A 26,551-nucleotide genomic window follows, 5' to 3' on the forward strand; every position below is an offset into this window, starting at 1 on the left:
AAATGGGGAAGGGCGACGTTTTGGCAAACGATACAAATGACGCGATGGGCGCGAGCGGTGCTGTTGGCGCCGAGGCAACGCCGCTCATCGAGTTTCGCGACGTGGTGTTTTCCTATGCGGGCCATACGGTGGTCGACGGCGTTTCGCTGCGCGTGGACCGTGGTGAACTCGTTGCCCTGCTCGGTCCCAACGGCTGCGGCAAGACGACGATTATGCGTCTTATTAACGGCCTTGAACTCGTGGATGCAGGGGCATACCTGTTTGACGGGCACGTGATCGATGAGGCGTTTCTAAAGGATTCCGCGGCCGCTCAGCGTTTTCATCAGCGCGTAGGTTTTGTGTTTCAGAATGCCGATGCTCAGCTGTTCTGCGCTACGGTGGGCGAGGAAGTTGCTTTTGGTCCCGCGCAGATGGGGCTGCCGGCAGACGAGCTCGAGCGCCGCGTGCGCGATGCCATGGGGCTGTTCCAGGTTGCCGACCTTGCCGACGCCTCTCCCTATCAGCTCTCGGGCGGGCAAAAGAAGCGCGTTGCGCTGGCTGCGGTGGTGTCGATGAACCCGGATATCTTGGTCCTCGACGAGCCTACCAATGGGCTCGACGAGGATTCATGCGACATTGTGGTCAACTTCTTGCTGGCCTACGTCGCGGCGGGTAAGACGGTCTTGATGAGCACACATCACCAGGATTTGGTGCGACGCCTGGGTGCCCGTGCAATCTATATCGATCGATATCACCATGTGATCGAGGCGCCTTCGCCGTCGTATGGAACCGAAAGCGGTGCTACGGACTAGTTGCTGCGTAGAGCGTGCGTAGCCGCCCGCGCGGCTTTGCCGTGATGGTATAGTTATCCAGGTTTTTTATGGGGGTGGCTATGCCAAGCTGGAACATTCATATCGCTCAGACGGAGCGTTTGCTGGAGCGCACCGGTGCGCTTGCCAATAGCGTGCGCGACCGCAATGCCTTTTTGTTTGGCTGCGTGGTTCCGGATATCTTCGTGGGCTATATGGTCCCTGGCATCGCCGATCCCATCCCGTACCGCATTACGCACTTTGCAAAGCCCGAGCCTATCCCTAAGCCTCGTGAGCATGAGTTCTGGGATACCTATGTGGCACCGTTGCTTAAAAGTTCGCCCACCGGTGCGCCAGCCGCGGCCACCTCGATTGTCGATGAGCGCGAGCGACTGAATCGCGTGCACTATCCCCAGCGCTACAGGGATGCCGAGCCGGTTGCCGGTCCCGGCGCCTGTGAGTTCTCGCTTGCATCCGAAGATGTGGCGCAGTCGTTGCTCGATTTGACACTGGGTGTCTGGTCGCATCTGGTGGCCGATACCGTATGGAATACGCGCGTGAATCAGTACCTGGAGGCGCACGGCGGCAAGCCGTGCGAGGAGTTCCGCATTAAAAAGCAAGGCGACTTTGACTGGTTTGGCAAGACGCTCGGCATTGTTTCGATTCCGCGCGCGACCGATCGCCTGTATACTGCGGCGACGCGTTTTGGGCAGTATCCCATCCATAAGGAGTATGTGCTCAAGACCATCGGCGTTATGCACGAGATCGTGCGCGAAAACCCCGGCGAGGCCGACCATCCGCCATACCGCCTGCTGACCGAGAAATTCTTCGACGCAACGTTTACCGAGGTCATCGAGCTGACCGAGGCGGGCTTTGCGGCTCGCGTTGCCGCTTCTGGCGTTCCCGCAGTCCCCCTGATTGCTAGCTGCTAGCCGGCCGGCTTAACGGTGAACAGTTCATCCCAATTGACCAACAGCTCCCGTCGCAGGGCATCTTCGGTGGTACGCTCGGCATCGGAAAGGTTCGCGACTGATCACAAATCGATGAAGCGGCATATGAAGTAGGCCCTAAAAAAGGGCCCGGAAGGCAAAGCCTTCCGGGCCCTTTGCAATGCAAGTGTGCTTGCAAGTGCGATTTAGCGCACCTGAGCGACGTAAGCAACGTTGGTCGAGGAGACCTTGTCCTCGAGCTGGACGCTCATGCGGGGATCGCCAGCGGTGGCGACGGTCAGGTCGCCGGCCTCGACGTAGCCGAGCTCCTTAGCGGTCTCGATCGCCTTGACGATCGTGCCGTTGACGGTGCCCTGGGTAATCTCGGCCTGGTGCGGGATAACGCCCCAGTACATGATCATCTGCTGGACGGCCCACTCGTGGCGGGAGAACGCGCAGATCGGCATGTTGGGACGGAAGTGCGAGATCAGGCGAGCAGTACGGCCGGTGGTCGTCGGCACGGTGATGCACTTGGCGCCAACGGTGGTAGCCATGTTCACAGCGGACATACCCACAACGTTGTTGACAACGCGGGTGCCGTGAGCGTCAGCCGGAACCTCGAGCGGAGCGTGAGCCGGGAGGTACTTCTCGGTCTCGAGAGCAATGCTGGCCTGCATCTTGACGGCCTCAACCGGGTACTTACCGGCAGCGGACTCGCCGGACAGCATGACGGCGTCGGTGCCGTCGTAGATGGCGTTAGCAACGTCGGCAACCTCGGCGCGCGTCGGGCGCGGGTTCTGCTGCATGGAGTCGAGCATCTGCGTAGCGGTGATGACGGGCTTGTAGGCCGCGTTGCACTTGGCGATGATCTCCTTCTGGATGTGGGGAACGAGCTCGGGCTTGATCTCGATGCCCAGGTCGCCACGGGCGACCATGATGCCGTCGGATGCCTCGAGGATCTCATCGAAGTTCTCGACGCCCAGGGCGCACTCGATCTTCGGGAAGATCGTCACGTGCTCGCCACCGTTCCCACGGCAAAGCTCGCGGATACCGCGGACGGACTCGCCGTCGCGGATGAAGGAAGCGGCGATGTAGTCGATGTTCTCGGTCAGGCCAAAGAGGATGTCCTGACGATCGCGCTCGGTGATAGCGGGCAGCGAGATGTTGACGTTGGGCATGTTGACGCCCTTGCGCTCGCCGATCAGGCCGTCGTTCTTGACGACGCAGGTCATGTCCTGGCCGTCGACGGACTCGACCTCGAGGGCAACCAGGCCGTCATCGATCAGGATGAGGGAGCCCTTCTCGACCTCGGAGGGCAGAGCCAGGTAGTCGAGGGAGATGTGCTCAGCGGTGCCGTGGAAATCCTCGGTCGTGGGCTGAGCGGTGACGACGATCTTGTCGCCGGTCTTGACGGCAACCTTCTTGCCATCGACCAGAAGACCGGTGCGGACCTCGGGGCCCTTGGTGTCGAGCAGGATGCCGACGGGCATACCGAGCTCCTTGGAAATACGACGGACGCGCTCGATGCGACCGTGGTGCTCGTCGTAGGAGCCGTGCGAGAAGTTAAAACGGGCGACGTTCATGCCCGCCTTGATCATCTCGCGGATGGTCTCGTCGCTATCGCAGGCGGGACCCATGGTGCATACAATCTTAGTGCGCTTGTACATTCAGACCTCCATCTGACATCGTCTTGCGCTGATAGATAAACCATAAGAAATAAAACCGAGTTGATTATAACGAAATGGCGTCCGAATACCCCAAAAAATCGACCGTATGCCGAATTAGAAGTTCATTTTTTGCGGAAAAACGGTATATGCAAAAACTTTACCAACCGTTCTAACCGCTGCTATCTGGGCGATATTTCAATTTGACGATGCGCCGAAGAAAAAACGTTTTATCAATGTTGAGCATCACACGGTCTGCATCGTTGCACTCGAGCCGTGTTTCCAATTGGAATGTTTTGGCTAGACGCGCCGCTTTGGGGTACCATAGCTCCACTATCAACTGCCGCTCAGCACGGCAGCCTTGATGAGCCCTTGCCCTTCTCCTGGGAATTATGATCGGGCATCAATCTGCTGAGTGGCCCGAATCCCAGGAGGGGACTCTATATGCAAAAGGAATACCTGTCCGCCGCGGCGGAGGTGCTCAGCGACCAAGGTGTCGATGAGAACCTCGGCCTGAGCGACGACGAGGCGTCGTCGCGCCTCGCTAAGACAGGCCCTAACAAGCTCGAGGAAGCCGAGAAGACGCCGCTGTGGAAGCGCTTCTTTGAGCAGATGGCAGATCCCATGGTCATCATGCTGATCGCAGCCGCGGTTATCAGCGCGCTCACGGGCCTGGTCAAGGGCGAGGCGGACTTTGCCGATGTCGCCATCATCATGTTCGTCGTTATCGTCAACTCGGTGCTGGGCGTGGTCCAGGAAGCCAAGAGCGAGGAGGCTCTCGAGGCCCTGCAGGAGATGAGCGCGGCGCAGTCCAAGGTGCTGCGCGACGGCAAGCTCGTGCACCTGCCGAGCGCCGAGCTCGTCCCCGGTGACGTGATCATGCTCGAGGCGGGCGACTCCGTCCCGGCCGACTGCCGCGTGCTCGAGAGCGCCACGATGAAGATCGAAGAGGCCGCACTCACCGGCGAGTCCGTGCCCGTAGAGAAGCACGCCAACGTGATCGAGCTTGCCGCGGGCACCGATGACGTGCCGCTCGGCGACCGCAAGAACATGTGCTACATGGGCTCCACCGTGGTGTACGGCCGCGGCCGCGCCGTCGTGGTCGGTACCGGCATGGATACCGAGATGGGCAAGATCGCCGGCGCCCTGGCCGAGGCCAAGGAAGAGCTTACGCCGCTGCAGGTGAAGCTTGCCGAGCTCAGCCGCATCCTTACCATCATGGTGATCGTCATCTGCGTTGTGATCTTTGGCGTCGACATCATCCGCCACGGCGTAGGCAACGTCCTTACCGACCCGACTGCCCTGCTCGACACCTTTATGGTCGCCGTCTCACTCGCCGTCGCTGCCATCCCCGAGGGCCTGGTCGCCGTCGTGACCATCGTGCTGTCGCTCGGCGTGACCAAGATGGCCAAGCGCCAGGCAATCATCCGCAAGCTCTCTGCCGTCGAGACTCTCGGCTGTACGCAGACCATCTGCTCCGACAAGACCGGCACCCTTACCCAAAACAAGATGACCGTCGTCAAGCGCGAGCTCGCCGCGCCTAAGGAGAAGTTCCTGGCCGGTATGGCCCTTTGCTCCGACGCCCAGTGGGACGAGGAGCTGGGCGAGGCCGTGGGCGAGCCGACCGAGTGCGCGCTCGTCAACGACGCCGGCAAGGCTGGTCTCACCGGTCTGACTGCCGAGCACCCGCGCGTGGGCGAGGCCCCGTTCGACTCGGGCCGCAAGATGATGTCCGTGGTCGTCGAGACCCTGGACGGCGAGTACGAGCAGTACACCAAGGGCGCGCCCGACGTGGTAATCGGCCTGTGCACCCACATCTACGAGGGCGATAGGGTCGTCCCCCTGACCGAGGAGCGTCGCGCCGAGCTCGTGGCCGCCAACAAGGCCATGGCCGACGAGGCCTTGCGCGTGTTGGCGCTGGCAAGCCGCACCTACACCGAGGTCCCGAGCGACTGCAGCCCCGCTGCGCTCGAGCACGACCTGGTCTTCTGCGGCCTGTCCGGCATGATTGACCCTGTCCGCCCCGAGGTCGCCGACGCCATCCGCGAGGCCCACGACGCCGGTATCCGCACCGTCATGATCACGGGTGACCATATCGACACCGCCGTGGCCATTGCCAAGCAGCTGGGAATCGTCACCGATCGCAGCCAGGCCATCACCGGTGCCGACCTCGATCGCATGAGCGACGAGGAACTCGACGCACACATCGAGGACTACGGCGTGTACGCTCGCGTCCAGCCTGAGCACAAGACCCGCATCGTCGAGGCATGGAAGTCGCGCGACCAGATTGTGGCCATGACGGGCGACGGCGTCAACGACGCCCCGTCCATCAAGCGCGCCGACATCGGCGTGGGCATGGGCATCACCGGCACCGACGTCACCAAGAACGTCGCCGACATGGTGCTCGCCGACGACAATTTCGCCACCATCATCGGTGCCTGCGAAGAGGGCCGTCGCATCTACGACAACATCCGCAAGGTCATCCAGTTCCTGCTTTCGGCTAACCTTGCCGAGGTCTTCTCGGTGTTTATCGCCACGCTCATCGGCTTTACCATCTTCCAGCCGGTGCAGCTGCTGTGGGTGAACCTGGTCACCGACTGTTTCCCCGCGCTTGCGCTGGGCATGGAGGATGCCGAGGGCGACATCATGAAGCGCAAGCCGCGCAACGCCAAGGACGGCGTCTTTGCCGGCAATATGGGTCTGGACTGCGTGGTCCAGGGCCTGATCATCACCGTGCTGGTGCTGGCGAGCTTCTTTGTGGGCGTGTACTTTGACATGGGCTACATCCACATCGCCGATATGATCGCCGGCAATGCCGACGAGGAAGGCGTGATGATGGCGTTCATCACGCTCAACATGGTCGAGATTTTCCACTGCTTCAATATGCGCAGCCGTCGTGCGTCGCTGTTCACCATGAAGAAGCAGAACAAGTGGCTGTGGGCTTCGGCCGCGCTGGCGCTGGTGCTGACGGTGATCGTGACCGTGCAGCCGACGCTTGCCGAGATGTTCTTTGGCCCCGTGACGCTTGAGCTCAAGGGCGTTCTTGCCGCGCTGGGCCTGGCCTTCCTGATCATCCCGCTGATGGAGATCTACAAGGCGATCATGCGCGCGGTCGAAAAAGAGTAACGTTCCTGTCCGGGCCCGACCGCCTGCGGGGTTTCCACGGGCACGTCCTCGCCGCTTTGCGGCTGCGGGATGTGCCCTTAGGAAACCCCTCCCGGCGGGCGGGCCCTGCGGTATCCTTGCTGGCTTTTCTCCCGTGCGGATGAAAAGGGCTGAGGGAAAGTTTGTGAGCTGGTCGGGCTTTGCCCGGCCAGCTCTTTTTGATTTAAAATACCTGCTCAGTTGTGATTTATGGTGCTGGGAGGCGCTTGTGGGCAAGGCTAAGGCTAAGGCGAAGAAAAAGACGACGGGGGCGCGGGCTAAGCGCGATCGTCGTCGGAAGCTTGCGACCGAGGCCCCCGCGTCTGCCGAGGAGCTGCTGGCAAGCGTACCGGGACTTGACGCGCTGCAGGACGTTCCGGCGTTTGATGACCTGCCGGTCGATGAAGCTCAGCAGGCGGCATTTGACGACTTTTGCGCACATGCCGAGGAACCCGAGCAGATGCGGCTGGGTGCCGTTATTCGCCTGGATCGCGGGTTTCCGCTGGTGGCGACTGCCGACGATACCTTCCGCGCCGAGCATGCCGTGGGGTTTGCCAAGTCGCGCGGCGAGGACGAGGTCCTGCTGCCTGCCGTGGGCGACCGTGTGGCGGTGCGCCGCGCTCCCGGGCACGATATGGGCGTGATTGAGTGCGTGCTGCCGCGCCGTACGAGCTTTGAGCGTTGGCGCGGCCGTGCCCGTGGAGAGCGCCAGGTGCTCTGCTCCAACGTGGATAGCGTGCTAATCGTGCAGGCGCTCGGTGCCGGTGAGGTGCTGCTCGACCGCGTGGCGCGCTCGCTGGTGTTGGCGCTTGACTGCGATGCCGAGCCGGTGGTGGTGCTTACCAAAGCTGACCGCTGCGATGCCGAGGAGCTCGAGCGCGATCTGGACCGCGTGCGCCGCCTGGTGGGTCCGGACGTGCGCGTGATCGTGACGTCCTCTGCCGAGGGCCGCGGCCTGGACGAGGTCCGTGCCTGCGTGCCTGCCGGGAGCTGCGCCATGATTCTGGGCGAGTCGGGTGCCGGCAAGTCGACGCTGCTCAATGCACTGCTGGGCCACGATACGTTGGCGACCGGCGGTGTGCGCGAACGCGACGACCAGGGCCGTCACACTACCGTCGCGCGCGTGATGGTGGCGCTGCCGGGCGACGCCGGCGTGATCGCCGATGCCCCGGGCCTGCGCAGTCTACCGCTCGTGGGTCACGAGCGGGGTCTGGCGCGCGCCTTCCCCGAGATTGTCGAGGCATCGCGCGCGTGCCGGTTTGGCGATTGCACACATACCCATGAGCCGGGCTGCGCCGTTCGCGAGGCCGAGGACGCCGGGCAGATCGACAGCCTGCGGCTGGAAACGTTCCAAAACCTGGCGTCATCCATGCGCGTGAGCGCTCAAATACTCGATCCCGATGTTCATCTGTAATTGATTTTTCCTATGACAGCCGTCTCCCAACTGTTCGGGAGACGGCTTTTTTGCTGCGGAAAAGCCTCGAAACATGCAGTTTGCTGACGTGCTGGCCAAAACCTTGCCACGAGCTTGACGGGCTGGTCAGCTTTTGGTCAGCGATTGGTTTGACATCGAAAACCAAGATCGCGATTGCGCCGCTTTGCGCTCTGACCGCCCAGACAATGGTGGTACGGGCATTCGCCCGGCACTGCCATGAGAGGAGCGGCCGTGAACAAGAGCAAGCGCATCGCCATCAGTCTGGTCGCGGGCGTGCTCGCTGCTCTGCTCTGCATGGTTTACGGCTCGTCGATCCGCTCGCAAGCCGAACAGGTCCAGGCTGAGACCTTGGCCAAGTACGGTGGCGATCGCGTCGAGGTATGCGTCGCGGCGCGTGATATCGATGTGGGCGAGACCCTCGATGAGACCAATGTCATAACCCAGGAATGGCTGACGAGCCTGCTGCCGCGTGACGCGGCGACCGAGCTGCGCCAGGTGCGCGGCGACGTGACGACTTCGCGTATTCCCAAAAACGCCGTGATCTGCAATGTCTACACCAAGGCCGAGAGCCACAAGCTCGAGGTGCCTAAGGGCAAGGTCGCCGTTTCGGTGGCGGTCGATGCCGAGCACTCGGTCGGCGGTGCCACGGGCGTGGGCAGCTATGTGGACGTGTACGTGCAAAAAGATGGCGTAACCGATCGACTGTGCGGCGCGCACGTGATCGATACCAGTGAGAATTCCGGTGCCACGCGCGAGGGCAAGATCGAATGGGTGACGCTGGCGGCTGACCCCGAAGACGTCAAGGAACTGCTGGGAGCCTCGGGCAAGGGAACGGTCAGCTTGACGATTCCCGCCACGGCGCGCGGCAAAAAGAGCGGAGGCGACGAGTGATGAAGGCGATCTGGCTTGCGTGCTGCGCGTGCGGCGATTACGGGCTGTTGCAGCAGGAAGTCGAGGGCCGTGATGCGGGTGCACAGGTGCTTCGCGTTGGTGACCTGGACGGGCTGGTTTCCATGGCGCGGGCGTTTCCGTCGCGCCGCGGGGCTGCCATCATCGAGGCGTCTCTGTTTGATATCGAAGATGTGCGCAAGACTGTTGCGCGCCTGACGGCCGAAGGCCGCGTGAGTCGCGTGGTCGTGTTGATAGAAGCGCTCGATCCGTCGGATATCGAGGGACTGTTTCGCGCGGGGGCGACCGAGGTCATCGCTGCGCACAGTATATGCGGCAACGGGCGCGCGGGCGAGGGAGCGGTTGATTCCGATCGGCGCATGACGATTGAGCCCGATGCTTTTGTTGATAGGGAACCCGGGGCGCCTCGCGCTACAAGAGGCCCGCGTGTTGATGATTATGGAAAAGCGGAAGCCGAGCATGGTCGGCGCCCCCGGAACCCCCTTGTATACGATGACGCTGGAGGGCCGGCACAGCATGCTGGCGACTCCCCGGCTGTAGATATGGGATACGTGCACGGCGTGAATCTGGCGGATGAACTCGACGAAGTTGAGGGCTTTGCCGGGTGCGGCGAGTTGTCGCTGATGCGGCATGAGCAGATTGCACAGAACGAGCCTGCCTCGCAGACCGAACAAGCCGCCATGCCGGCTTGGACGCAGCGTGTGGTTGCGGCAGGGGAGACGGGGACGCTGTCGCCGACGCCCGCCCCGCCGCCTCCGATGCCGCCGGCAGACGCTGCCGCTCCGCAGCATCGAGCTCCGGTCATCTGCGCCATTTCGGGTTCGGGCGGTTGCGGCAAGTCGACGATCGTTGCCACCATGGCACACACATCGTCGCTGTTGGGCTTGCGTGCCGCCGTGCTCGACCTGGACCTGATGTTTGGAAACCTTTACGACTTGTTAGGCGTCGATGCTCCGCGCGATATGGCGGCACTTATCGAGCCGGCGGCGGCGGGCGCGCTCACCGAGCCGGATATCGTAGCCACATCGATGCGCGTGGCGCCAGGCGTTACGCTCTGGGGTCCCGTTGCGGCGCCCGAGCAAGCCGAGCTCATGGCACGTCCGGTGGAGCTACTGCTTGATGTTTTGCGTCGCGAATCCGACGTAGTCTTTATCGATACCTCGGTCTTTTGGGGCGACGCCGTGGCGGCTGCGGTGGCGGCGAGCGACCGCTGCCTGATCGTTGGCGATGCTGCGGTGTCGTCCGCGACATCGGCGTCGCGCGTCATTGAACTGGCAAGTCGAGTAGGTGTGCCGCGCACGCGCATGAGCGCCGTGTTCAACCGGTTCGGTGCGCGCGGGGCAGACGAGGACGTCGCCATGCGCTTTGAGATTGCCTGTGCGTTGAGCTCCAAGATTCGTATCGCCGATGGCGGGCAGGATCTCGCCGCGCTCATGGCGTTTGGGCGCGCTGATGAGGCAGTGGGGCAGACCAGCGCTTTTGCGACCAGCGTGCGCGAGGCCACGCGCGAGATGCTCGTGGAACTGGGGTGCGCCGTCGGCCCTTGGAGCGATATGGTCGCCGACCGTGCAACGCGCACCGAACGCCCGCGTATCCGCCTTCCCTGGTCGCGCGAGGGTGATCAGCGATGAGCCTGCAAACGAGGATTAAGGCTGCCGGCGCTGCAGCGGGGGCAGCGCCTGTAGATGCGGGGCGTCGCCGCGCGGTGAAACGACGCACCAAGTGCGCCGTGATGGACCGCATGGGTTACGACGAAGTGGCGCGTATCAGCGCCTATATCGACCCGGCACTTGCCCGCTCGGAATTGCGTCCCGCGGTGGAGGCGGCGCTCAATGTTGAGGAACCGACCGATCTCGCGACGACCGAGCGCGAGACCATCATCGACGAGATTTTGGATGACGTAGTGGGCCTGGGGCCGTTGCAGCCGCTCATCGAGGACGACACCGTTACCGAGATCATGATCAACGGCTGCCGCTCGGCTTTCTTTGAACGCGGCGGCGTCTTGCACCCCATCGAGCATGCGTTTGAGGATGATGAACAGATCCGTGTGCTTATCGACCGCATCATCTCGCCACTTGGCCGCCGTATCGACGAGCGCAGCCCCATCGTCAACGCCCGCCTCAAAACGGGCTATCGCGTCAACGCGGTGATTCCGCCTGTGGCGATTGACGGACCGATTCTCACCATCCGAAAGTTCTCGGACCGCATCTGCTCGCTGGACGAGCTTGTGGGGCTGGGGTCGCTGCCGCTTTGGTATGCGCAGCTGTTGTCGTGCGCGGTGTCGCTGCGACAGGACCTGGCGGTTGCGGGAGGCACGGGATCTGGTAAGACCACCCTGCTCAACGCGTTGTCATGTGAGATTTCCACCGGCGAGCGCATCGTGACGATCGAGGACTCTGCCGAGCTCAAGTTTGCGCATCATCCGCACGTGGTGCGTCTAGAGGCGCGCGAGGCTTCAATTGAGGGCGAGGGCGCGGTGACGATCCGCGACCTGGTGACCAATGCCCTGCGCATGCGCCCCGACCGCATCGTGGTGGGCGAGGTGCGCGGTGCCGAGTGCTGCGACATGTTGCAGGCCATGAACACGGGCCACGACGGGTCGCTCACCACGCTTCATGCGGGTTCCGAGCAGGAGACCGTGGTGCGTCTGACGTTGCTTGCACGTTATGGCATCGATCTGCCGAGCGAGCTCATCGAAGAGCAGATTGCCATGGCGCTCGACGGCATCGTGATGTCCGAGCGCCACGCCGATGGCAGGCGCTTCGTCTCCTCGTATTCGGGGGTGCGTCGCGCCGCGTCGGGCGGCGTAGAGCTCGAGCGCTATGTGACTTTCGATGCCGCCGAGCGCACCTGGACGCTTGACCGCGAGCCGCCGTTTATCGCAGAAGGCCTGCGGTCGGGGACGCTCACACAAGAGGAGGTGGACGAATGGAGGTCGCTGTGCCCCTCGTCGTAGGGGGTTTGGCAGGGTTTTCTGCCGCGGTGGCGTGCGGGGCGGAGCCTCGTGTGTCGCGCGTGCCGCCGGCGGAACTGGTCAGCCATGCGCTTGAGTCGGTTGCCGAGAGGCTGCCGCGCGAGTTGGTAGAAAACGACCTGCTAAAAAAGATTACCCGCTCCTGGGCGGCGCTGGTTCCAGCACATCGCCTTGGCCTTGTTATCGAGGATGACGAGGCGCGCCTGGCATGCTTGCTGCTATCGAGTGGTGTCTGCGGCATTGCCCTGACTGTCGTATCGCTGTCGCCCATCGGCTTTGTCCTGGGGCTGCTCGCACCGTTTGGCGTAGGCGCCGCTCGCGACACCTTCGACCGTCGCCGCGAGCAACACGATGTGGAAGAAGCCATGCCCGAGGCCTTTACGGCACTCTCTATGTCGCTCGCCTCGGGTCATTCGCTGGCCCAGGGCATGAGGTTTGTGGGAACTCACGCGCAAGAGCCAGTGCATACCGAGTTTTTGCGCGTGGCGACGGCGATCGACTGCGGCGTCTCGGCGACTGATGCGTTGGATGACCTACTCGACCGTATCGATGCCCCCGGCCTTTCGCTTGTCACCTTGGCGCTCAAGGTGTCGCAGCGAACCGGTGCCCCGCTTGCCGACCTGTTGTCCGAGGCGTCGAGCATGGTGGGGGAGCGCATTGAGCTCAAGCGCCGCCTGGATGTTAAGACGTCGCAGGCTCGCATGTCTGCGCATATGGTCGCGGCGATGCCGGCGGGCATGTGCGCGGTGTTGGCGCTGCTTTCGGCAGATTTTCGTCGCGGTCTTGCGACGCCTGCCGGTGCGGGCGCTGTGGTGCTGGGTCTAGCCCTCAACGTCGTTGCCCTGGTGGTTATCCGGCGCATTATGCGGGTGGAGCTATGAGCGCCCTGGTTGCAGTTGTGGCTTGCCTGTGTGCCCTGAGTGTATTTGTCGCGACGGGTTTGGATCGGGCGGATGCGCGCAAGATCGCAGGGGCCTGCAAGCGCGAGGCGGTGCTGGTCGCTGCCGCGGGTCGCTCGGTGGTCGATGCCCTGACCGCGCGAGTGAAGGGCGCGGTTGGAGCGGGCGGCCCGGCGCGAGTGTCGCTCGGCGAAGTGTCCGAGATGATCGATGTTGTGCGCTTGGGTCTTTCGGCCGGCCTTTCGTTTGATGCGGCGCTTGAGATTTTCTGCGCCAACCGCCGGTCAGTGCTGGCTCTTCGCCTTGAGCGGGCCTGCATGGCGTGGCAGGTGGGCGTGGGCACGCGTGAGGACGAGTTGTTGGCCGCCGCGCGCGACCTGGACGTGCGAGCGCTCGAGACCTTTGCCATTACGGTGGGGCAGGCACTCGCCCTGGGTGCCCCACTTGCCGAGACACTGGCCGCTCAAAGTCGCGAGATCCGTGCGGCTCATCGCGCCGCGGTCGAGCGCGAGATTGAGCGTGCGCCCGTCAAGCTGCTGATTCCCACCGGCACGCTCATCTTGCCGGCGTTGCTTCTGTCCATATTGGGCCCGCTGCTGGGAGCAGGCGGGATGATGTAGGGAGGAATACATGAACACGATGACTGACGCTGCTGGCAAGGTCCAGGGCTGGGCGTTTTGCCGGGCGGCACATGTTCGTCAGCGCGCCAAGGAGCTACTGCAGGAGGAGAGTGCACAGGGTACCACCGAGTATGCCATCTTGGTCGGCGTGCTCGTGGTGATCGCGATTATCGCCATCGTCGCATTTAAGGGCAAGGTCCAAGATCTATGGAACGCTATCAGCGAGGGCATCAACAGCCTGTAGAGGGCGAGCGCCCCATCGGGGTGCTGCTGGTGTTTGCTTGCCTGACCGTGGCGATAGCGGCGGTGCTTTGGGGGCTTAACGCCGCGCGGCAGCAGCGTCCTGGGGCCGCCTTCGATTCGGGCTCAGATTCGGCGGTGGCGTCTCAAAAAGATGAGATGCGAGATGCGGACGATTCGGATGTCGCTGTCACGGCGCAAACCTTTCTGCGGACGCTCGACAAGCGGTCTGGCACTGCGACGGATTCGCCTGGGGACAACGCGATTACGGTCCGGCTTGCATGGTCTGAGGACCGACCGATGACCGAGGCAGCGGCGGATATGTTACGCGCCTACCGCGAGGTGCCAACGGCCCAGCTCGCCCTGAGCGGCTATCTTGATATTAAGGGCAACGTATGGGGCGCCATCGTGCGCGATGGGCGCGGCTGGGTCGATATGGTGACGGTTGCCGCGGATGCCGGCGATGCCTCGTGCCGCCTGCGCGTGATCCGCCTGAGCCCGCAGGCATCGAACTCAAAGGAGGGGTCGTGAAATGCATGACGTCCTGCGCGAGGAATCTGCCCAAGCGACTGTGGAATACGCCATCGTCACGGTGGCGCTGTTATCGATCGTGCTGGCGATTGTGGGACTTTGGCGTGCTGGCACCGATGGACGCTTGGCGGCGCTGGTTGAGCGGGCGGCATCCCATGGCGTTGCCTCGACGTCGGTTATCGACGCCGCTGCGGGCGCTAAGGACATCGCGTTGTATTGATATCGCGCGCGAGGACTGGGCGCAGTCTACGGTCGAGGCCGCTTTTTTGCTGCCGACGTTTCTGACGCTCATCCTTCTCGCACTGCAACCGGTGTGCCTGCTTTATACGCGCGCGGTCATGGAGTCTGCCGCCGCCGAGACCGCGCGGCTCATGATCACGACGACGGCGGAGGACGACGATCTTAAGGAGTTCACCCGCCGCCGGCTTGCCGCAGTGCCCAACGTTTCGATCTTTCATGCCGGCGGGCCGTTGTCGTGGGATATTGAGCTTAGCCGGGCCGATGCGGGTGGCGTCTCGTCCGTGTCCGTTTCCGGCGAGGTCAAGCCGTTGCCTGTGATCGGTGCGTTTGCGCAGGCTATGGGTGGTACCGCCGAGGGTGGCTACGTTGAGCTCAAGGTCGATGTCTCGTATCAATCACGTCCCGAATGGCTGGAGGGAGATTATGATTCGTGGATTGCTGCATGGGATTAAGCGTTTCTGGTCTAGACGCGTTTTGACGCGCCGTCCGAGCTGCCATCGCAAGCGAGGCGGCTTTATGGGCCGCGCCGGTATCGACCTGTTTATCGAAGACGGTGCCTACACCACGCTTTCTTCTGCCGTGGTCATCCTAGTGGTGCTCACGTTGTTGTTTTCGTCGACCGCGGCGATATGGAGCATGTCGCGCGCGGGGGACACCCAGGTGGCGGCCGATAGCGGCGCGCTGGCGGGTGCCAACGTAGTGTCGTCCTATCACACGGCTGCCACGGTGGTTGATGCGAGCATCTTGAGTCTGGGGCTAGCGGGGTTTGCCACGATCGGGACGGGCCTGGTCGCCATCCTCATCCCGGGTGCCGAACCAGTTGCCGGCAATATGGTCGACACCGGGATTGAGATCATTAAAACGCGCAACAAGTTTGCCAAAAGCGCATCGGAAGGCTTGCAGAAAATCGAGACGGCTCTGCCGTATCTGATTGCCGCGCGTGCCACGCAGGCGGTGTCGGCGCAGGATACCGATAGTGTGACCTATACCGGTACGGCGCTTGCCGTGCCCAGGACGTCCGAGTCGGATTTCGTTGCGCTCGAGGGTTCTGAGATCTCGACCGATGCCATTAAAGACACATCGAAAGATCTGGAGCGCGCAGCAGATGAGCTGCAGAAGGCCTTGGAGGAGACGGCGAAAGCAAAAGAACGCGCCTGGCTTGCGGATTGCGGTGGATCGGTTCCGGCTTCGGTCGGTAGCTGTTCATGCATGTGGGAACGTACGAGGAGTTTGGCAAAGCTCTCGGGTGAGCAGAACCCGCATTATGCCTCGAGCATTTCGTGGGAGCCACAGGTGGCGCTCGACCGCGCGAAGACCTACTACCGTCAACGCCTGGCAGACGAAAAACCGCAGGGTTCAAGCGTCGAGACGAAGGCGGAGTCGGCGGCGCGCAAGGCGTTTTACACCTATGCGAGTACAGAGGTCAATCGTGCATATGTAACCGAGGACGGAGATGAAGTCGCTTCCTATATCCCGCTGTTGCCGCGCAACACTGACGAGGTGCGAGCGACGGAACTCTATACCGATACGGTGTGGCCAACCAGTGCCATCGATGGCAAGACGTATCTGCATTACGGAACGAGTTGCCCCAACTATAAGAAGGGGGCGCCATGCGGGCTGGCCTCGGTTGCTGCTTATGACGGGCAGGACAAATGCAATAGATGCCATTTTGGTGTTTCGTCGCTCGGTGCCGTTGCGGCTCCTTCGACTTCTATCGAAAACGGCTTTGAGTACCACTTTGATCGATTCAAAGAGGCTCTGGAAGACTACGTCGAATGCCGCAACAAAGAACTCGAACTTGAGCGTCAGACCGAGGATGAGGCCGACCGTGCGGGCAATGCGTTTGACCAGGCCATTAAAGCGCTTTCCGGCGAGCGCCCGCGTATCGCCCCACCTGGCCGCAACGGCGTGGTCGCCTTTGCAGTTTCGGGTGACATTACCAGCCCCGATCAACTTAACTCCTCGTTTAACGCGGCAGTCAGGCTTGGCGATCGCGGTGCTATCTCTGCCGCGGTGCTGGCGCCCGATGAGGCGACGGCGCAAAACAACGTGCTTTCGCGATTTTTCTCGACATTGAAGGAACGCTCGGGCGGCGTTGCCGGCGTGCTCGACGGCGTCATGGATGTTTGGGGACGGCTACTCGTGGGATACGGAGACATCCAAGGTTCGGCCGACGAACTTATGGACGAGATGATTAAAGACCTAGGAGGGGGCAGCGGTGCGTTGGGCTCCATTGCATCGTGGCTCGGCGATACCGTTTCGGCGTCCGTGGCGGCGCTGGGACTCGAACCGTGCGATTTGCGTCTGAGAAAACCGGTGCTGACCGATACCGCCAATGTCATCAAAAGTCCGGGGTCCGATATCGCAGGCATCTCCAAAACTCAAGATATCCTGCGAAAAATCCCCTTGGGTGTGACTGACCCTAAGGCACTTTGCGAGGCCTTGGAATATCACGTCGAGCGCACCATCAGCAGCGCGGTGTTCACGCTTGCGGAGATCCCGCTGCCCGGTGGCCGCTCCATCCCGCTCACTGTCGATGTTGCCACGCTGGTGGGAGCTTTTGGCGGTGGGTCGTAATGGGCATTCGCGCGGGCTTGCGCGAGGAGCGTGCCCAGGCGACGGTCGAGATGGCCGTGGTCACGCCTGTCCTGCTCGTGCTGGCTCTCGTCGCGTACAACGTCATGATCTTTGCAGGCGCGGTCGCGCGCTTCGACCGCGTGGTGCCCGACATCGTGTTGGCGCACGCCGTGGCGTCGGAGGGGGAGGGCGACGAAAGCTCTGCCGATGCCTCGGCGACGGTTCAGACTCAAATTCTGAATGCCATGGAAGGCTATGACTTGCAGATCGAAGTGTCGAGCGAGCAAGGCGCGGAGGCATCGGATGGTGGCCTGCTCTCCCTATCCGGTACGTTTAGGACCTACACCTGCACCATGCACTATGAGCCGTGGCCGGCTTCTCTCAGCATCGCTGGCGTTCCGCTGGGGGCGCCGACAACGTTGTCGCACGAGCGTGCGGTGACGGTCGATCCATGGCGTCCGGGGGTGGTCATGTGACCGCGGTCTCGTCCTACATCGTCTACGCGCGGGCACTCAATAGGCTGGGTTGGACGCCGGCCGAGTTTGTGGTGGCGGAGTCGTTTGTCGTGCGCCTGCGCGGCATGCTGGGACGGCGTCCGGTTGCCGCCAACGGCCTGCCGCTCGTCATGGCGTTTCCACGCTGCTCTTCGGTCCATACGTGTTTTATGGCCTATCCCATCGACATCGCCTTCATCGATCGCGACGGCAATATCCTCGCGCGCTACGAAAACGTCCGCCCTTGGCGCATGTGCTCCTGCCCCGGCGCCTGGGCCGTACTAGAGCGTCCTTCAATCATTGTTTCGACCCCTGCTCTCCAACGCGTGCCGGCTTAAGAATTGGCGACAGTGGACTTTCGTCATACGAAATTGGGTAAGATGGAGGAGAAGATGCATGGATGTTGAGATTCATCCCAACGCTAAAAAGCACCTGACGGAAAAGCAGGTGCTTAGCGCTTGGCTTGCGGTTACTGAGTGCATTCGTCGCGAGTCGAAGGACGAGCCGCCGAGATGGCTTGCGATTGGATGGCTCCCAGACGGACGAAGCGTGGAGCTTGTCGCGGTCGAGCTTGTCCGTGGGTGGCTTATCATTCATGCCTTGTCTCCAGTCCAGAAGAAATTTTGGCAGGAGATTGAACAGGCTCGGCAAAGGGGTCGATGATGGGCAAGACGTATACGGCCGCTAATGGTCAGGTTGTAACGGATGAAATGATTGACGCGTGGTGCGAGTCGTACGAGCGCGGAGAGTTTCCGGATGGCGAACACACCGTTGGTGGGATCGTGCATGGACGGCCCCCGCTCTCAGGTGAGGGGACGGCAACGCTGTCGGTCAAGATTCCTCTGGGAATGAAGGAGGCCATTCGTCGACGGGCGGCTGCCGAGGGGATGACGCCAAGTGAGTTTGCCCGTGCGGCTCTGAGTGAAAAACTTCTTGCTGCCGGCTGATGCCTCTGACGTGCCGATTTATAGAACCGAGGCTGTGCTCAAAAACTTTTTTAAAATTCTCGGTTGACCGGAACGCGTCCTTGGTTATACTAATCAAGCCTTGAAACAAGGCACACCTCAAATGGCTGGGTAGCTCAGTTGGTAGAGCAGAGGACTGAAAATCCTCGTGTCAGGGGTTCGATTCCCTTCCCCGCCACCTTGAATTGACTAGGACCTCTGCAAAGGGGTCCTTTTCTTTTATACAGCCCCCACATGGAATCGAACCCCGTGAGGGCGCGGAGCTGAGGAAACGCGTAAGCGTTTGCCAGCGCAGCTCGCAAGGCGCGTAAGCGCCGCAGCGGTCCGTCCGCGCAGCGCGCGGACGCGATTCCCTTCCCCGCCACCTTGAATTGTTTAGGACCTCTGCAAAGGGGTCCTTTTCTTTTATGTGGACCCGCGGAAAATGCATCCCAGTCTTTTGCGAAAAACGGGACGCGCTTTCCGGCGCTTACTTCCGACGTGCGTGCACATCTCGGGCCCGCCCGCTCAGACATTCCTCCCGCTTTTGCGCCACTTTACAGACCGTTCGGTCGTCTGTCCGCATGCGCGGGTATACTCAAAACGATACTTTTCCTATGCAATACGATGCAGGCTCGGCCTGCACGATCCGAAGGGGGCAGTGATGGAGAGGATACTCGGCGTTAATCTCTCTGGCTGGTTTATTCCCGAGCCTTGGGTGACCCCGTCGCTATACGCGGCGACCGGTGCATCCAACGCGGCCGAGCTGCAGAAGGCCATGGGCACCGCCGCCTATAACGAGCGCATGCGCCGTCATTACGAGACGTTTGTGAGCGAGGACGATTTCCGTCGCATGGCGCAGATCGGCCTCAACGCCGTGCGCCTGCCGGTGCCTTGGTATGCCTTTGGCTCACAGGAGTCCGATGCCTCCTACATCTCGGTTGTCGATTACATCGACCGCGCGATTGAGTGGGCTGCCAAGTACAACATTCGCGTGCTGCTTGACCTGGCGACTGTGCCCGGTGGCCAGGGCGATTCCAACGATTCGCCCGCCACGCCGGAGGCTGTTGCCGAGTGGCATTCGTCCACCAACGGTCGTCATGTCGCACTCGACGTGCTCGAGCGCTTGGCCGATCGCTACGGCGAGGCCGAGAGCCTGCTGGGTATTGAGCTGCTGGATACGCCGCAGATGAGTGTCCGCAAGAGCCTCTTCACCATGACGGATGGCATTCCTGCTCACTACCTGCGCAATTTCTATCGCGATGCTTACGAGCTCGTCCGTTCGTATATGCCCGAGGATAAGATCGTCGTTTTCTCGTCGTCGGGGCATCCCAGCGAGTGGAAGCATTTTATGCGCGGCGCCAAGTACAAGAACGTCTACATGGACCTTCACCTGTACCATTACCGCGACGAGCATGCGCTCGACATCACGAGCCCCCGCGGGCTGACGACGGCGATTTCGCGTAACAAGCGCGAGCTTAAAGAAGCGATTTCAACTGGGTTCCCCGTGCTGGTGGGCGAATGGTCGGGCGCGGCGATCTTTGCCAACTCGTCGGTTACGCCCGAGGGCCGCAATGCCTACGAGCGCGTGTTTATCGCCAATCAGCTGGCTTCGTTTGCGCCGGCTGCCGGTTGGTTCTTCCAAACGTGGAAGACCGAGAAGCGCATTGCAGCATGGGACGCCCGCGCGGCGCTCGGCACGCTCGAGCGCGGCATGATTGAATAGGTTGATATGACGCAAAACAGCGCCCATACGGGCAAACTCTATGTGGTCGGCACGCCCATCGGCAACCTGGGCGACCTGTCCCCGCGCGTTGGCGAAGCCTTTGCCGCTGCCGATGTCATCTGCTGCGAAGACACGCGTGTGACGTCAAAGCTGCTGATGCACCTGGGCATTTCCAAGCCGCTTGTCCGTTGCGACGAGAATGTGATCGCCAGCCGCGCCGCCGGCCTGGTCGACCGCCTGCTGGCGGGGGAGACCCTCGCCTTTGCCTCGGACGCCGGCATGCCGAGCGTGTCCGATCCCGGCCAGGCGCTGGTCGAGGCGGCGCGTGAGGCCGATGTGCCCGTCGAAGTTATTCCCGGGCCTTCTGCTTGCGTCACGGCGCTCGTTTCGTCCGGCATTCCCTGCGAGCATTTCTTCTTCGAAGGCTTTTTGGGTCGCAAGCACGGCGACCGCGTGCGCCGACTGCAGCGTCTTGCCGTGGTGCCCGGCGCACTCATCTTCTACGAGTCTCCACATCGCATCGTGGCGACGCTCGAGGCCGTGGCGGAGGTCTTTCCCCAACGTGAGGTTGCCGTCTGCCGCGAACTCACCAAGCTGCACGAGGAGGTCTTGCGCGGGCCCGCCGCCCAGCTCGCCGAGGAGCTGCGTGCTCGCGGCGAGGTAAAGGGCGAGATTGCGCTGGTCATCGCGCCGCCGAGCGAAGATGAGGAGGCCGGTATCGTGCCGGTTGGCGCCGCGGCAGCGGATCCCGACGAGGCTCTGCGCGAGGATATCCGCGCCGCGCTCGAGGAGGGAGAGCCCGCCTCTGCGGTGGCCAAGCGCCTGTCGCAGAAGTACTCGCGCCGTAAGCGCGATGTCTATGCCATGGTGCTCGATATGCAATAGATGGAGGATATCCAGCCCTTGCGCTAGAATCATCCCCTGTATGCAACGTTTTTCTGGAGGACAAACCCCATGGATCAAAGTAAGCCTTCGTTCTTTATCACGACGCCCATCTACTACGTCAACGCCGATCCGCACCTGGGCACGGCTTATTCCACCATCATCGCCGACGTTCAGGCCCGTTATCGTCGCTCCGCCGGCTATAACGTCAAGTTCCTGACCGGCATGGACGAGCACGGCGAGAAGGTCGCCGAGGCCGCAGCCAAGCACAACATGACGCCGCAGGAGTGGACCGACAGCCAGGCTCCGCACTTCAAGGAGCTTTGGAGCAAGCTCGAGATCTCCAACGACGACTTCATCCGCACCACCGAGCCGCGCCAGCATCATGCCGTGCAGTACCTGTGGGAGCGCATGAAGGAGTCCGGCTACCTGTATAAGGGCAGCTACGACGGTTGGTATTGCGTGCCTGACGAGACCTACTTCACCGATACGCAGGTCCAGAAGGGCGACGAGGAGTACGGCAGCGTCGGCCAGCACCTGTGCCCCGACTGCCACCGTCCGCTTGAGCGCGTGCAGGAGGAGTCCTACTTCTTTAAGCTTTCCGCTTTCCAGGACAAGCTGCTCAAGCTTTACGACGAGCACCCCGACTTTGTCGAGCCTGCGTTCCGCATGAACGAGGTACGTAGCTTTGTCGAGGGCGGCCTTAATGACCTTTCCGTGAGCCGTACGAGCTTTGACTGGGGCATTCAGGTCCCGTTTGACGAGGGTCACGTGACCTACGTGTGGTTCGATGCGCTGCTCAACTATATGACGGCCGTCGGCTACGGTGTCGACACCGACGAGGCGCGTGCCGAGCTGGCCTATCGCTGGCCCGCGCAGTTCCACATCGTGGGCAAGGACATCATCCGCTTCCACTGCGTCATTTGGCCCGCCATGCTCATGGCCATCGGCGAGGCCCTGCCCGAGCACGTCTTTGCCCACGGCTTCCTGACCGTGCGCAATGCCGAGACCGGCAAGGCCGAGAAGATGTCCAAGAGCCGCGGCAACGCCATCGCTCCGCAGGACGTTATCGACATGTTGGGCGTCGAGGGCTATCGCTACTACTTTATGACCGACGTCGTCCCCGGCACCGACGGTGCCATCAGCTTCGATCGCATGGAGCAGGTCTACAACGCCGACCTGGCCAACAGCTGGGGCAACCTTATCTCGCGTTCGCTCAACATGAGCGGCAAGTACTTTGATGGTTGCGCGCCCGCCAAGCCCGCATCGTTCGATGCGTTCGACAACCCGCTGGCAAAGATCGCCGATGGTCTGGTCGAGCGCTACATGGCCAAGATGGACGTGCTCGATTATGGTGGAGCTAAGGACGAGGTCATGGAGCTCATCCATGCCGCCAACCACTACATCGAGGACTCCGAGCCCTGGGCGCTTGCCAAGGACGAGGCCAAGGCTGACGAGCTGGCGTTTGTGATCTACAACCTGCTCGAGGCCATCCGCATTGCCGCTCACCTGCTGATGCCGCTCATGCCCCAGACTTCTGCCGAGGCCCTGCGCCGCCTGTCCTGCGAGGACGAGGCCGCGAGCGACGACCTCAAGGGCATTTGCGCTTGGGGCCTGCTTGCCGGTGGTCAGCCCGTCGAGAAGGGCGAGCCGCTGTTCCCGCGTCTGGGCTAAGCCGCTGCGCGCCATATCGGCAATTTGCTGTTTAGCTGTAAGGGCATGGCCGCAACGGTCCATGCCCTTTTGCTTTACGATGCAGCCACCATGTTAAGGAGGCAACCATGACAACTTCGCCTTTGGCAAACCCCACGGCAACTAGGGAGCTGCTAGAGGAGTTTGGCCTTGCGACCAAGCATCGCCTGGGCCAGAACTTCCTGATCGACAACCATGTGATCGAACGTATCTGTGAGCTCGCTGAGCTTGCGGGCGATGAGCGCGTGCTCGAGGTCGGCCCGGGTTGCGGCACGCTGACGTTGGCCCTGCTGCAGGAGGCGGCGTGCGTTACGTCGATTGAGGCAGATCCCGAGCTCGAGCCGGTGCTCGATGCTCACGCCGCCGACTACGCCAACTTCCGCTTTATCATGGGCGACGCGCTTAAGGTGGGCCCGGAGCAGATTGAGCAGGCCGCCGGCGGCGAGCCCACGGTATTTGTCGCGAACTTGCCCTATAACGTGGCGGCGACGATCATCTTGCAGTTTTTTCAGACGATGCCCGCGCTCAAGCGCGCCGTGGTCATGGTGCAAAAGGAGGTTGCCGATCGCATTGCCGCAGTGCCGGGCAACAAGACCTATGGCGGCTATACGGCAAAGCTCGGCCTGTATGCGCAGGTGACGGGTCGCTTTGAGGTGCCGCCGCGTTGCTTTATGCCAGCGCCGCACGTGGACTCGGCCGTCGTGCGTATCGACCGTGTTGACGGCGTGGTGCCCGAGGGGCTCGATCGCGAGTTCGTGGCTCGTGTGATCGACGCTGCATTTGCTCAGCGGCGCAAGACCGTCCGAAATTCCATGAGCGCCAACGGTTTTGCCAAGGACGTGCTCGATGCCGCTTTTGAGGTTTGCGGTATCGCACCCACTATGCGCGCCGAGACGCTCGATGTTGCCGACTTTGTCCGTCTGGCCCGGGAGCTAATCCATGACGCCTAATGCCGAACGCGTGACGTTTACCAAGAAAAAGAAGACGGTTGCTTGTCCCGTGCCCTTGGCGCCGCTTGCCGACACGCATGCACATCTGCTTTCGTTTTGGGGCAAGGATGTGCCCGAGACGCTCGTGCGCGCCAAAGCCGCGGGCGTCGACCTGTTGGTGACGATGTTCGACCCCATTGCCGACAAGCGCAGCGTGGCGGACTATAGCGACTGGCTGGTGCGCGAGATTCTTCCGATGCAGGATATCCCGCAGATCAAGTATCTTGCCGGCGTGCATCCGTATGGCGCGCCGGACTATACCGACGACGTTCATGCACAGGTCGTTGCGGCACTTGATGACCCCTTATGCGCCGGTATTGGCGAAATCGGCCTGGACTATCACATGGACTATGACGACGATATCGCGCCGGCACCCCATAACGTGCAGATTGATTGCATGGCGCGCCAGCTCGAGCTTGCCGTGCGCCGCAATGTGCCGGTGGAGCTGCACCTGCGTCACGAGGACTCGGATGGGGAGCGCACCTCGCACGTTGATGCGTACAACGTACTGCGCGAGGTGGGTGTGCCCCAGGCTGGTTGTGTGCTGCACTGTTTTGGCGAGGACCGCGCCACGATGGAGCGCTTTGTGGATTTGGGCTGCTATATCGCCTATGGCGGTGCGGCCACCTTTAAGCGCAACGACGATGTGCGCGAGGCATTTGCGGCAACCCCACTCGATCGAATTTTGTTCGAGACGGATTGCCCGTATATGGCTCCGGAGCCCATCCGCGGTCTTGAATGCGAGCCCGCAATGATCTCCATTACGGCAAACACGCTGGTCAACGACCGTGTCGATCGTACCGGCGAGGATGCTGAGGCAATCGCGCGAGCAGCTTGGGAAAATGCCTGCAAACTTTTTCAAAAATAGTTCTTGCGTTCGCGATGGCGCTCCGTTATTCTAATTCCTGCACGCGGGCGTGGCGGAATTGGCAGACGCGTACGGTTCAGGTCCGTATGGGGGCAACCCCATGAAGGTTCAAGTCCTTTCGCCCGCACCATTAAATGAAAGAGCTCCCAGCAATGGGAGCTTTTTTGTTATGGGCCGTTTTTGGCAGATTTGACATATCGATTTCGCGCGGTAGATGCCCCTGTGGTCAAAAAGTGGCAAATATGAGTACTGACATGAAAATAGAGACATTTCATGAAGCCATTTTTGCTCATTTTACGCAACAGATGTACGCTAATTTGGCTCAACCTTGAGACAAAATGAAGTAATTTCGATAGACCTCGGGTTCAACGAGGCGATTTTGACCCAAATACGCTGTTACTAAACTGGTAACAGTACTCATATTTGGCCTTTTTTGACCACGGGTCCTCTTGTTGGTGTCACATAGCTGCTTCGTGCGGGTATCCTAATGCCAACGTGTGCCTATCAGAGGAGAGACCATGCTGTTGTCCGGTATCATCGCCGCCCTTACCAGCCTTTTGATTCCCATCATCATTCTGTTGCTGCTGCTTCCCAACGCCTGCTATGTCGTTGAACAACAGCATGCCGTGATCATCGAACGTCTGGGCAAGTTTAACCGCATCGTCAACGCGGGCTTCCACATGAAGGTGCCCGTGATCGACCGCAAGGCCGCTACGGTGAGTCTGCGCACCATGAAAAACGGTTTTGGCATCGACGTTAAGACCCAGGACAACGTGACCATCGGCCTTGAGGTCTCTGCTCAGTACCACGTGAGCTATGACATGGGCGCCGGCCCGGCAGATTCGGGCATCTACAAGAGCTACTACATGCTGCAGGAGCCCGTCGACCAGATGCGTGACTTCATCACCGACGCCCTGCGCTCTTCGATCCCCGTCTACACACTCGATGAGGTCTTTGCCAAGAAGGATGACATCGCCAAGGATGTCAACGCTACCGTTTCCGAGCAGATGGCCGCCTACGGCTTCACTCTCGTGTCGACGCTAATCACCAAAATCGCACTGCCGACCGAGGTTGAGAACTCCATGAACGACATCAACGCTGCCCAGCGCAAGCGCGCTGCGGCACAGGAGCTCGCCGAGGCCGACCGCATCAAGCGCGTCACCGAGGCGACCGCCGAGGCCGAGGCAATGGAAAAGGCGGGCGAGGGCATCGCCAACCAGCGCAAGGCCATCGCGCTGGGTATCAAAGATTCGCTCGAGATCATCCAGGAGACGGGTGTCGGCAATGACGAGGCCAACCAACTGTTCATGTTTACGCAGTGGTCCGAGATGATGACGGAGTTCGCTCGCACGGGTAAAACCTCGACGGTCGTGCTGCCGAGCGACTTTTCGCAGTCGTCCTCTATGTTCGAGCAGATGCTGACTGCCGGTAAGGTTCAGAACGAGTCAAAGGAGTAGACACGCGTGAAATACACCGTCGTTTGTGTTGGTAAGCTCAAGGAGCGCTTTTGGAAGGACGCGTGCGCTGAGTACACCAAGCGCCTAGGTGCCTATGCCAAGGTTGATATCCGCGAGGTGGCCGATATCGACCCGGCTATGGCGGGCGGCGTGGATGCCGCGCGCGACAAGGAGGGGGCGGCAATTCTTGCTGCCCTGCCGTCTCGAGCGCATGTGATCCTGCTGGCCATTGAGGGCAAAGAGCGCTCGAGCGAGGAGTTTTCGGCGAGGCTCGACGATCTTATGCTGCGAGGCAGCAGCGACATCGCCTTTGTGATTGGCGGATCGGACGGCGTGAGCGATGACGTGCGCGCACGAGCCGACGAGATGCTCAGCTTTGGACGCATTACCTTGCCGCATAACCTGGCGCGTGTGGTGCTGCTAGAGCAGATTTACCGTGCCTGCAAGATCAGTCGTGGCGAGCCGTATCACAAATAGGTCGGCAATACGAAACAATGGCGTGGGACAATAGCTTTCGTTTTGAGGAATGTGTCTGAAAGGACTATGCGA

25 protein-coding genes and 2 tRNA genes are annotated in these 26,551 nt (G+C 61.5%); 26 read left to right on the forward strand and 1 reads right to left on the reverse strand.

What is annotated here, in order from left to right; all coding sequences use genetic code 11:
• The first annotated feature begins 20 nt into the window (after positions 1-20).
• Complete coding sequence (locus I2G40_RS00325) at positions 21-791, forward strand: energy-coupling factor ABC transporter ATP-binding protein (protein WP_229090555.1); 771 nt, start codon at positions 21-23, stop codon at positions 789-791.
• Between the two features lie 80 nt (positions 792-871).
• A complete protein-coding gene (locus I2G40_RS00330) occupies positions 872-1,720 on the forward strand; it encodes a hypothetical protein (protein WP_229090556.1) in 849 nt (282 codons plus the stop codon).
• Positions 1,721-1,923: 203 nt separating this feature from the next.
• Here the strand turns inward: I2G40_RS00330 and pyk are convergent, their stop codons facing one another.
• Positions 1,924-3,384, reverse strand: a complete 1,461-nt coding sequence (gene pyk / locus I2G40_RS00335; RefSeq protein WP_195543806.1) for a pyruvate kinase — start codon at positions 3,382-3,384, stop codon at positions 1,924-1,926.
• A gap of 441 nt (positions 3,385-3,825) precedes the next feature.
• Between pyk and I2G40_RS00340 the strand changes: the two genes are divergently transcribed.
• The 24 genes from I2G40_RS00340 (at position 3,826) to rlmH (ending at position 26,479) form a co-directional block, all read left to right on the forward strand.
• Positions 3,826-6,507: a cation-translocating P-type ATPase gene (locus tag I2G40_RS00340; protein WP_195543807.1), complete on the forward strand. Its 2,682-nt coding sequence runs from the start codon at positions 3,826-3,828 to the stop codon at positions 6,505-6,507.
• Positions 6,508-6,985: 478 nt separating this feature from the next.
• Positions 6,986-7,939, forward strand: a complete 954-nt coding sequence (gene rsgA / locus I2G40_RS00345; protein ID WP_195503935.1) for a ribosome small subunit-dependent GTPase A — start codon at positions 6,986-6,988, stop codon at positions 7,937-7,939.
• A 252-nt stretch (positions 7,940-8,191) separates the two neighbouring features.
• Positions 8,192-8,851, forward strand: coding sequence for a Flp pilus assembly protein CpaB (gene cpaB, locus I2G40_RS00350; RefSeq protein WP_227790272.1), 660 nt, complete (start codon positions 8,192-8,194; stop codon positions 8,849-8,851).
• Positions 8,851-10,500: a nucleotide-binding protein gene (locus I2G40_RS00355; protein WP_195543808.1), complete on the forward strand. Its 1,650-nt coding sequence runs from the start codon at positions 8,851-8,853 to the stop codon at positions 10,498-10,500. Before cpaB ends, I2G40_RS00355 begins: the two co-directional genes overlap by 1 nt.
• The gene (locus I2G40_RS00360; protein ID WP_138113966.1) at positions 10,497-11,825 is read left to right on the forward strand and encodes a CpaF family protein; all 1,329 of its coding nucleotides are present in this window, start codon (positions 10,497-10,499) and stop codon (positions 11,823-11,825) included. Before I2G40_RS00355 ends, I2G40_RS00360 begins: the two co-directional genes overlap by 4 nt.
• Positions 11,798-12,724 (forward strand): type II secretion system F family protein, encoded by a 927-nt coding sequence (locus I2G40_RS00365; protein WP_195543809.1) that lies wholly within the window; start codon positions 11,798-11,800, stop codon positions 12,722-12,724. Before I2G40_RS00360 ends, I2G40_RS00365 begins: the two co-directional genes overlap by 28 nt.
• A complete protein-coding gene (locus I2G40_RS00370; protein WP_117746903.1) occupies positions 12,721-13,362 on the forward strand; it encodes a type II secretion system F family protein in 642 nt (213 codons plus the stop codon). The genes I2G40_RS00365 and I2G40_RS00370 overlap by 4 nt, the downstream gene beginning before the upstream one ends.
• A 10-nt stretch (positions 13,363-13,372) precedes the next feature.
• On the forward strand, positions 13,373-13,606 hold the full coding sequence (locus tag I2G40_RS00375) for a hypothetical protein (RefSeq protein ID WP_089572694.1): 234 nt from the start codon (positions 13,373-13,375) through the stop codon (positions 13,604-13,606).
• Between the two features lie 296 nt (positions 13,607-13,902).
• Positions 13,903-14,133 (forward strand): hypothetical protein, encoded by a 231-nt coding sequence (locus I2G40_RS00380; RefSeq protein ID WP_138113970.1) that lies wholly within the window; start codon positions 13,903-13,905, stop codon positions 14,131-14,133.
• A 1-nt stretch (position 14,134) separates the two neighbouring features.
• Positions 14,135-14,353, forward strand: a complete 219-nt coding sequence (locus I2G40_RS00385; RefSeq protein WP_138113972.1) for a hypothetical protein — start codon at positions 14,135-14,137, stop codon at positions 14,351-14,353.
• Complete coding sequence (locus I2G40_RS00390) at positions 14,289-14,825, forward strand: TadE/TadG family type IV pilus assembly protein (protein WP_138113974.1); 537 nt, start codon at positions 14,289-14,291, stop codon at positions 14,823-14,825. The genes I2G40_RS00385 and I2G40_RS00390 overlap by 65 nt, the downstream gene beginning before the upstream one ends.
• Entirely contained in the window at positions 14,797-16,950 is a 2,154-nt protein-coding gene (locus I2G40_RS00395) for a hypothetical protein (protein ID WP_229090557.1), read from the forward strand. The genes I2G40_RS00390 and I2G40_RS00395 overlap by 29 nt, the downstream gene beginning before the upstream one ends.
• On the forward strand, positions 16,950-17,426 hold the full coding sequence (locus tag I2G40_RS00400) for a TadE/TadG family type IV pilus assembly protein (protein WP_195543810.1): 477 nt from the start codon (positions 16,950-16,952) through the stop codon (positions 17,424-17,426). The genes I2G40_RS00395 and I2G40_RS00400 overlap by 1 nt, the downstream gene beginning before the upstream one ends.
• Complete coding sequence (locus I2G40_RS00405) at positions 17,423-17,782, forward strand: DUF192 domain-containing protein (RefSeq protein ID WP_238025108.1); 360 nt, start codon at positions 17,423-17,425, stop codon at positions 17,780-17,782. Before I2G40_RS00400 ends, I2G40_RS00405 begins: the two co-directional genes overlap by 4 nt.
• Positions 17,783-18,106: 324 nt before the next feature.
• A complete protein-coding gene (locus tag I2G40_RS00410) occupies positions 18,107-18,391 on the forward strand; it encodes an ATP-binding protein (protein ID WP_035137167.1) in 285 nt (94 codons plus the stop codon).
• Between the two features lie 123 nt (positions 18,392-18,514).
• Positions 18,515-18,587 (forward strand) — tRNA-Phe (locus I2G40_RS00415).
• A gap of 465 nt (positions 18,588-19,052) precedes the next feature.
• Positions 19,053-20,114 carry a glycoside hydrolase family 5 protein gene (locus I2G40_RS00420; RefSeq protein ID WP_195543811.1) on the forward strand — a complete coding sequence of 354 codons (1,062 nt, stop codon included), beginning with the start codon at positions 19,053-19,055 and terminating at the stop codon, positions 20,112-20,114.
• Between the two features lie 6 nt (positions 20,115-20,120).
• Positions 20,121-20,999, forward strand: coding sequence for a 16S rRNA (cytidine(1402)-2'-O)-methyltransferase (gene rsmI / locus I2G40_RS00425; RefSeq protein WP_035136820.1), 879 nt, complete (start codon positions 20,121-20,123; stop codon positions 20,997-20,999).
• Positions 21,000-21,068: 69 nt separating this feature from the next.
• On the forward strand, positions 21,069-22,670 hold the full coding sequence (gene metG / locus I2G40_RS00430) for a methionine--tRNA ligase (RefSeq protein ID WP_161145124.1): 1,602 nt from the start codon (positions 21,069-21,071) through the stop codon (positions 22,668-22,670).
• 107 nt (positions 22,671-22,777) lie between these two features.
• Positions 22,778-23,638 (forward strand): 16S rRNA (adenine(1518)-N(6)/adenine(1519)-N(6))-dimethyltransferase RsmA, encoded by an 861-nt coding sequence (gene rsmA, locus I2G40_RS00435; protein WP_195543812.1) that lies wholly within the window; start codon positions 22,778-22,780, stop codon positions 23,636-23,638.
• A complete protein-coding gene (locus tag I2G40_RS00440; protein WP_055285924.1) occupies positions 23,628-24,545 on the forward strand; it encodes a TatD family hydrolase in 918 nt (305 codons plus the stop codon). The genes rsmA and I2G40_RS00440 overlap by 11 nt, the downstream gene beginning before the upstream one ends.
• 43 nt (positions 24,546-24,588) lie before the next feature.
• Positions 24,589-24,675, forward strand: a tRNA-Leu gene (locus I2G40_RS00445).
• Between the two features lie 388 nt (positions 24,676-25,063).
• On the forward strand, positions 25,064-26,002 hold the full coding sequence (locus tag I2G40_RS00450) for an SPFH domain-containing protein (protein WP_195543813.1): 939 nt from the start codon (positions 25,064-25,066) through the stop codon (positions 26,000-26,002).
• A gap of 6 nt (positions 26,003-26,008) precedes the next feature.
• Positions 26,009-26,479, forward strand: a complete 471-nt coding sequence (gene rlmH, locus I2G40_RS00455) for a 23S rRNA (pseudouridine(1915)-N(3))-methyltransferase RlmH (RefSeq protein WP_195543814.1) — start codon at positions 26,009-26,011, stop codon at positions 26,477-26,479.
• The last annotated feature ends 72 nt before the right edge of the window (positions 26,480-26,551 follow it).

Source organism: Collinsella aerofaciens, from assembly GCF_015558785.1.
In the GTDB taxonomy this organism is placed as follows: domain Bacteria; phylum Actinomycetota; class Coriobacteriia; order Coriobacteriales; family Coriobacteriaceae; genus Collinsella; species Collinsella aerofaciens_P.

Bases quoted from the DNA above. Each gene is read 5' to 3' on its own strand.
- I2G40_RS00330 (WP_229090556.1), top strand. From the start codon at position 872: ATGCCAAGCTGGAACATTCATATCGCTCAGACGGAGCGTTTGCTGGAG.
- pyk (WP_195543806.1), bottom strand. From the start codon at position 3,384: ATGTACAAGCGCACTAAGATTGTATGCACCATGGGTCCCGCCTGCGAT.
- I2G40_RS00340 (WP_195543807.1), top strand. From the start codon at position 3,826: ATGCAAAAGGAATACCTGTCCGCCGCGGCGGAGGTGCTCAGCGACCAA.
- rsgA (WP_195503935.1), top strand. From the start codon at position 6,986: ATGCGGCTGGGTGCCGTTATTCGCCTGGATCGCGGGTTTCCGCTGGTG.
- I2G40_RS00355 (WP_195543808.1), top strand. From the start codon at position 8,851: ATGAAGGCGATCTGGCTTGCGTGCTGCGCGTGCGGCGATTACGGGCTG.
- I2G40_RS00360 (WP_138113966.1), top strand. From the start codon at position 10,497: ATGAGCCTGCAAACGAGGATTAAGGCTGCCGGCGCTGCAGCGGGGGCA.
- I2G40_RS00365 (WP_195543809.1), top strand. From the start codon at position 11,798: ATGGAGGTCGCTGTGCCCCTCGTCGTAGGGGGTTTGGCAGGGTTTTCT.
- I2G40_RS00370 (WP_117746903.1), top strand. From the start codon at position 12,721: ATGAGCGCCCTGGTTGCAGTTGTGGCTTGCCTGTGTGCCCTGAGTGTA.
- I2G40_RS00375 (WP_089572694.1), top strand. From the start codon at position 13,373: ATGAACACGATGACTGACGCTGCTGGCAAGGTCCAGGGCTGGGCGTTT.
- I2G40_RS00380 (WP_138113970.1), top strand. From the start codon at position 13,903: ATGACCGAGGCAGCGGCGGATATGTTACGCGCCTACCGCGAGGTGCCA.
- I2G40_RS00385 (WP_138113972.1), top strand. From the start codon at position 14,135: ATGCATGACGTCCTGCGCGAGGAATCTGCCCAAGCGACTGTGGAATAC.
- I2G40_RS00390 (WP_138113974.1), top strand. From the start codon at position 14,289: ATGGCGTTGCCTCGACGTCGGTTATCGACGCCGCTGCGGGCGCTAAGG.
- I2G40_RS00395 (WP_229090557.1), top strand. From the start codon at position 14,797: ATGATTCGTGGATTGCTGCATGGGATTAAGCGTTTCTGGTCTAGACGC.
- I2G40_RS00400 (WP_195543810.1), top strand. From the start codon at position 16,950: ATGGGCATTCGCGCGGGCTTGCGCGAGGAGCGTGCCCAGGCGACGGTC.
- I2G40_RS00410 (WP_035137167.1), top strand. From the start codon at position 18,107: ATGGGCAAGACGTATACGGCCGCTAATGGTCAGGTTGTAACGGATGAA.
- I2G40_RS00420 (WP_195543811.1), top strand. From the start codon at position 19,053: ATGGAGAGGATACTCGGCGTTAATCTCTCTGGCTGGTTTATTCCCGAG.
- rsmI (WP_035136820.1), top strand. From the start codon at position 20,121: ATGACGCAAAACAGCGCCCATACGGGCAAACTCTATGTGGTCGGCACG.
- metG (WP_161145124.1), top strand. From the start codon at position 21,069: ATGGATCAAAGTAAGCCTTCGTTCTTTATCACGACGCCCATCTACTAC.
- rsmA (WP_195543812.1), top strand. From the start codon at position 22,778: ATGACAACTTCGCCTTTGGCAAACCCCACGGCAACTAGGGAGCTGCTA.
- I2G40_RS00440 (WP_055285924.1), top strand. From the start codon at position 23,628: ATGACGCCTAATGCCGAACGCGTGACGTTTACCAAGAAAAAGAAGACG.
- I2G40_RS00450 (WP_195543813.1), top strand. From the start codon at position 25,064: ATGCTGTTGTCCGGTATCATCGCCGCCCTTACCAGCCTTTTGATTCCC.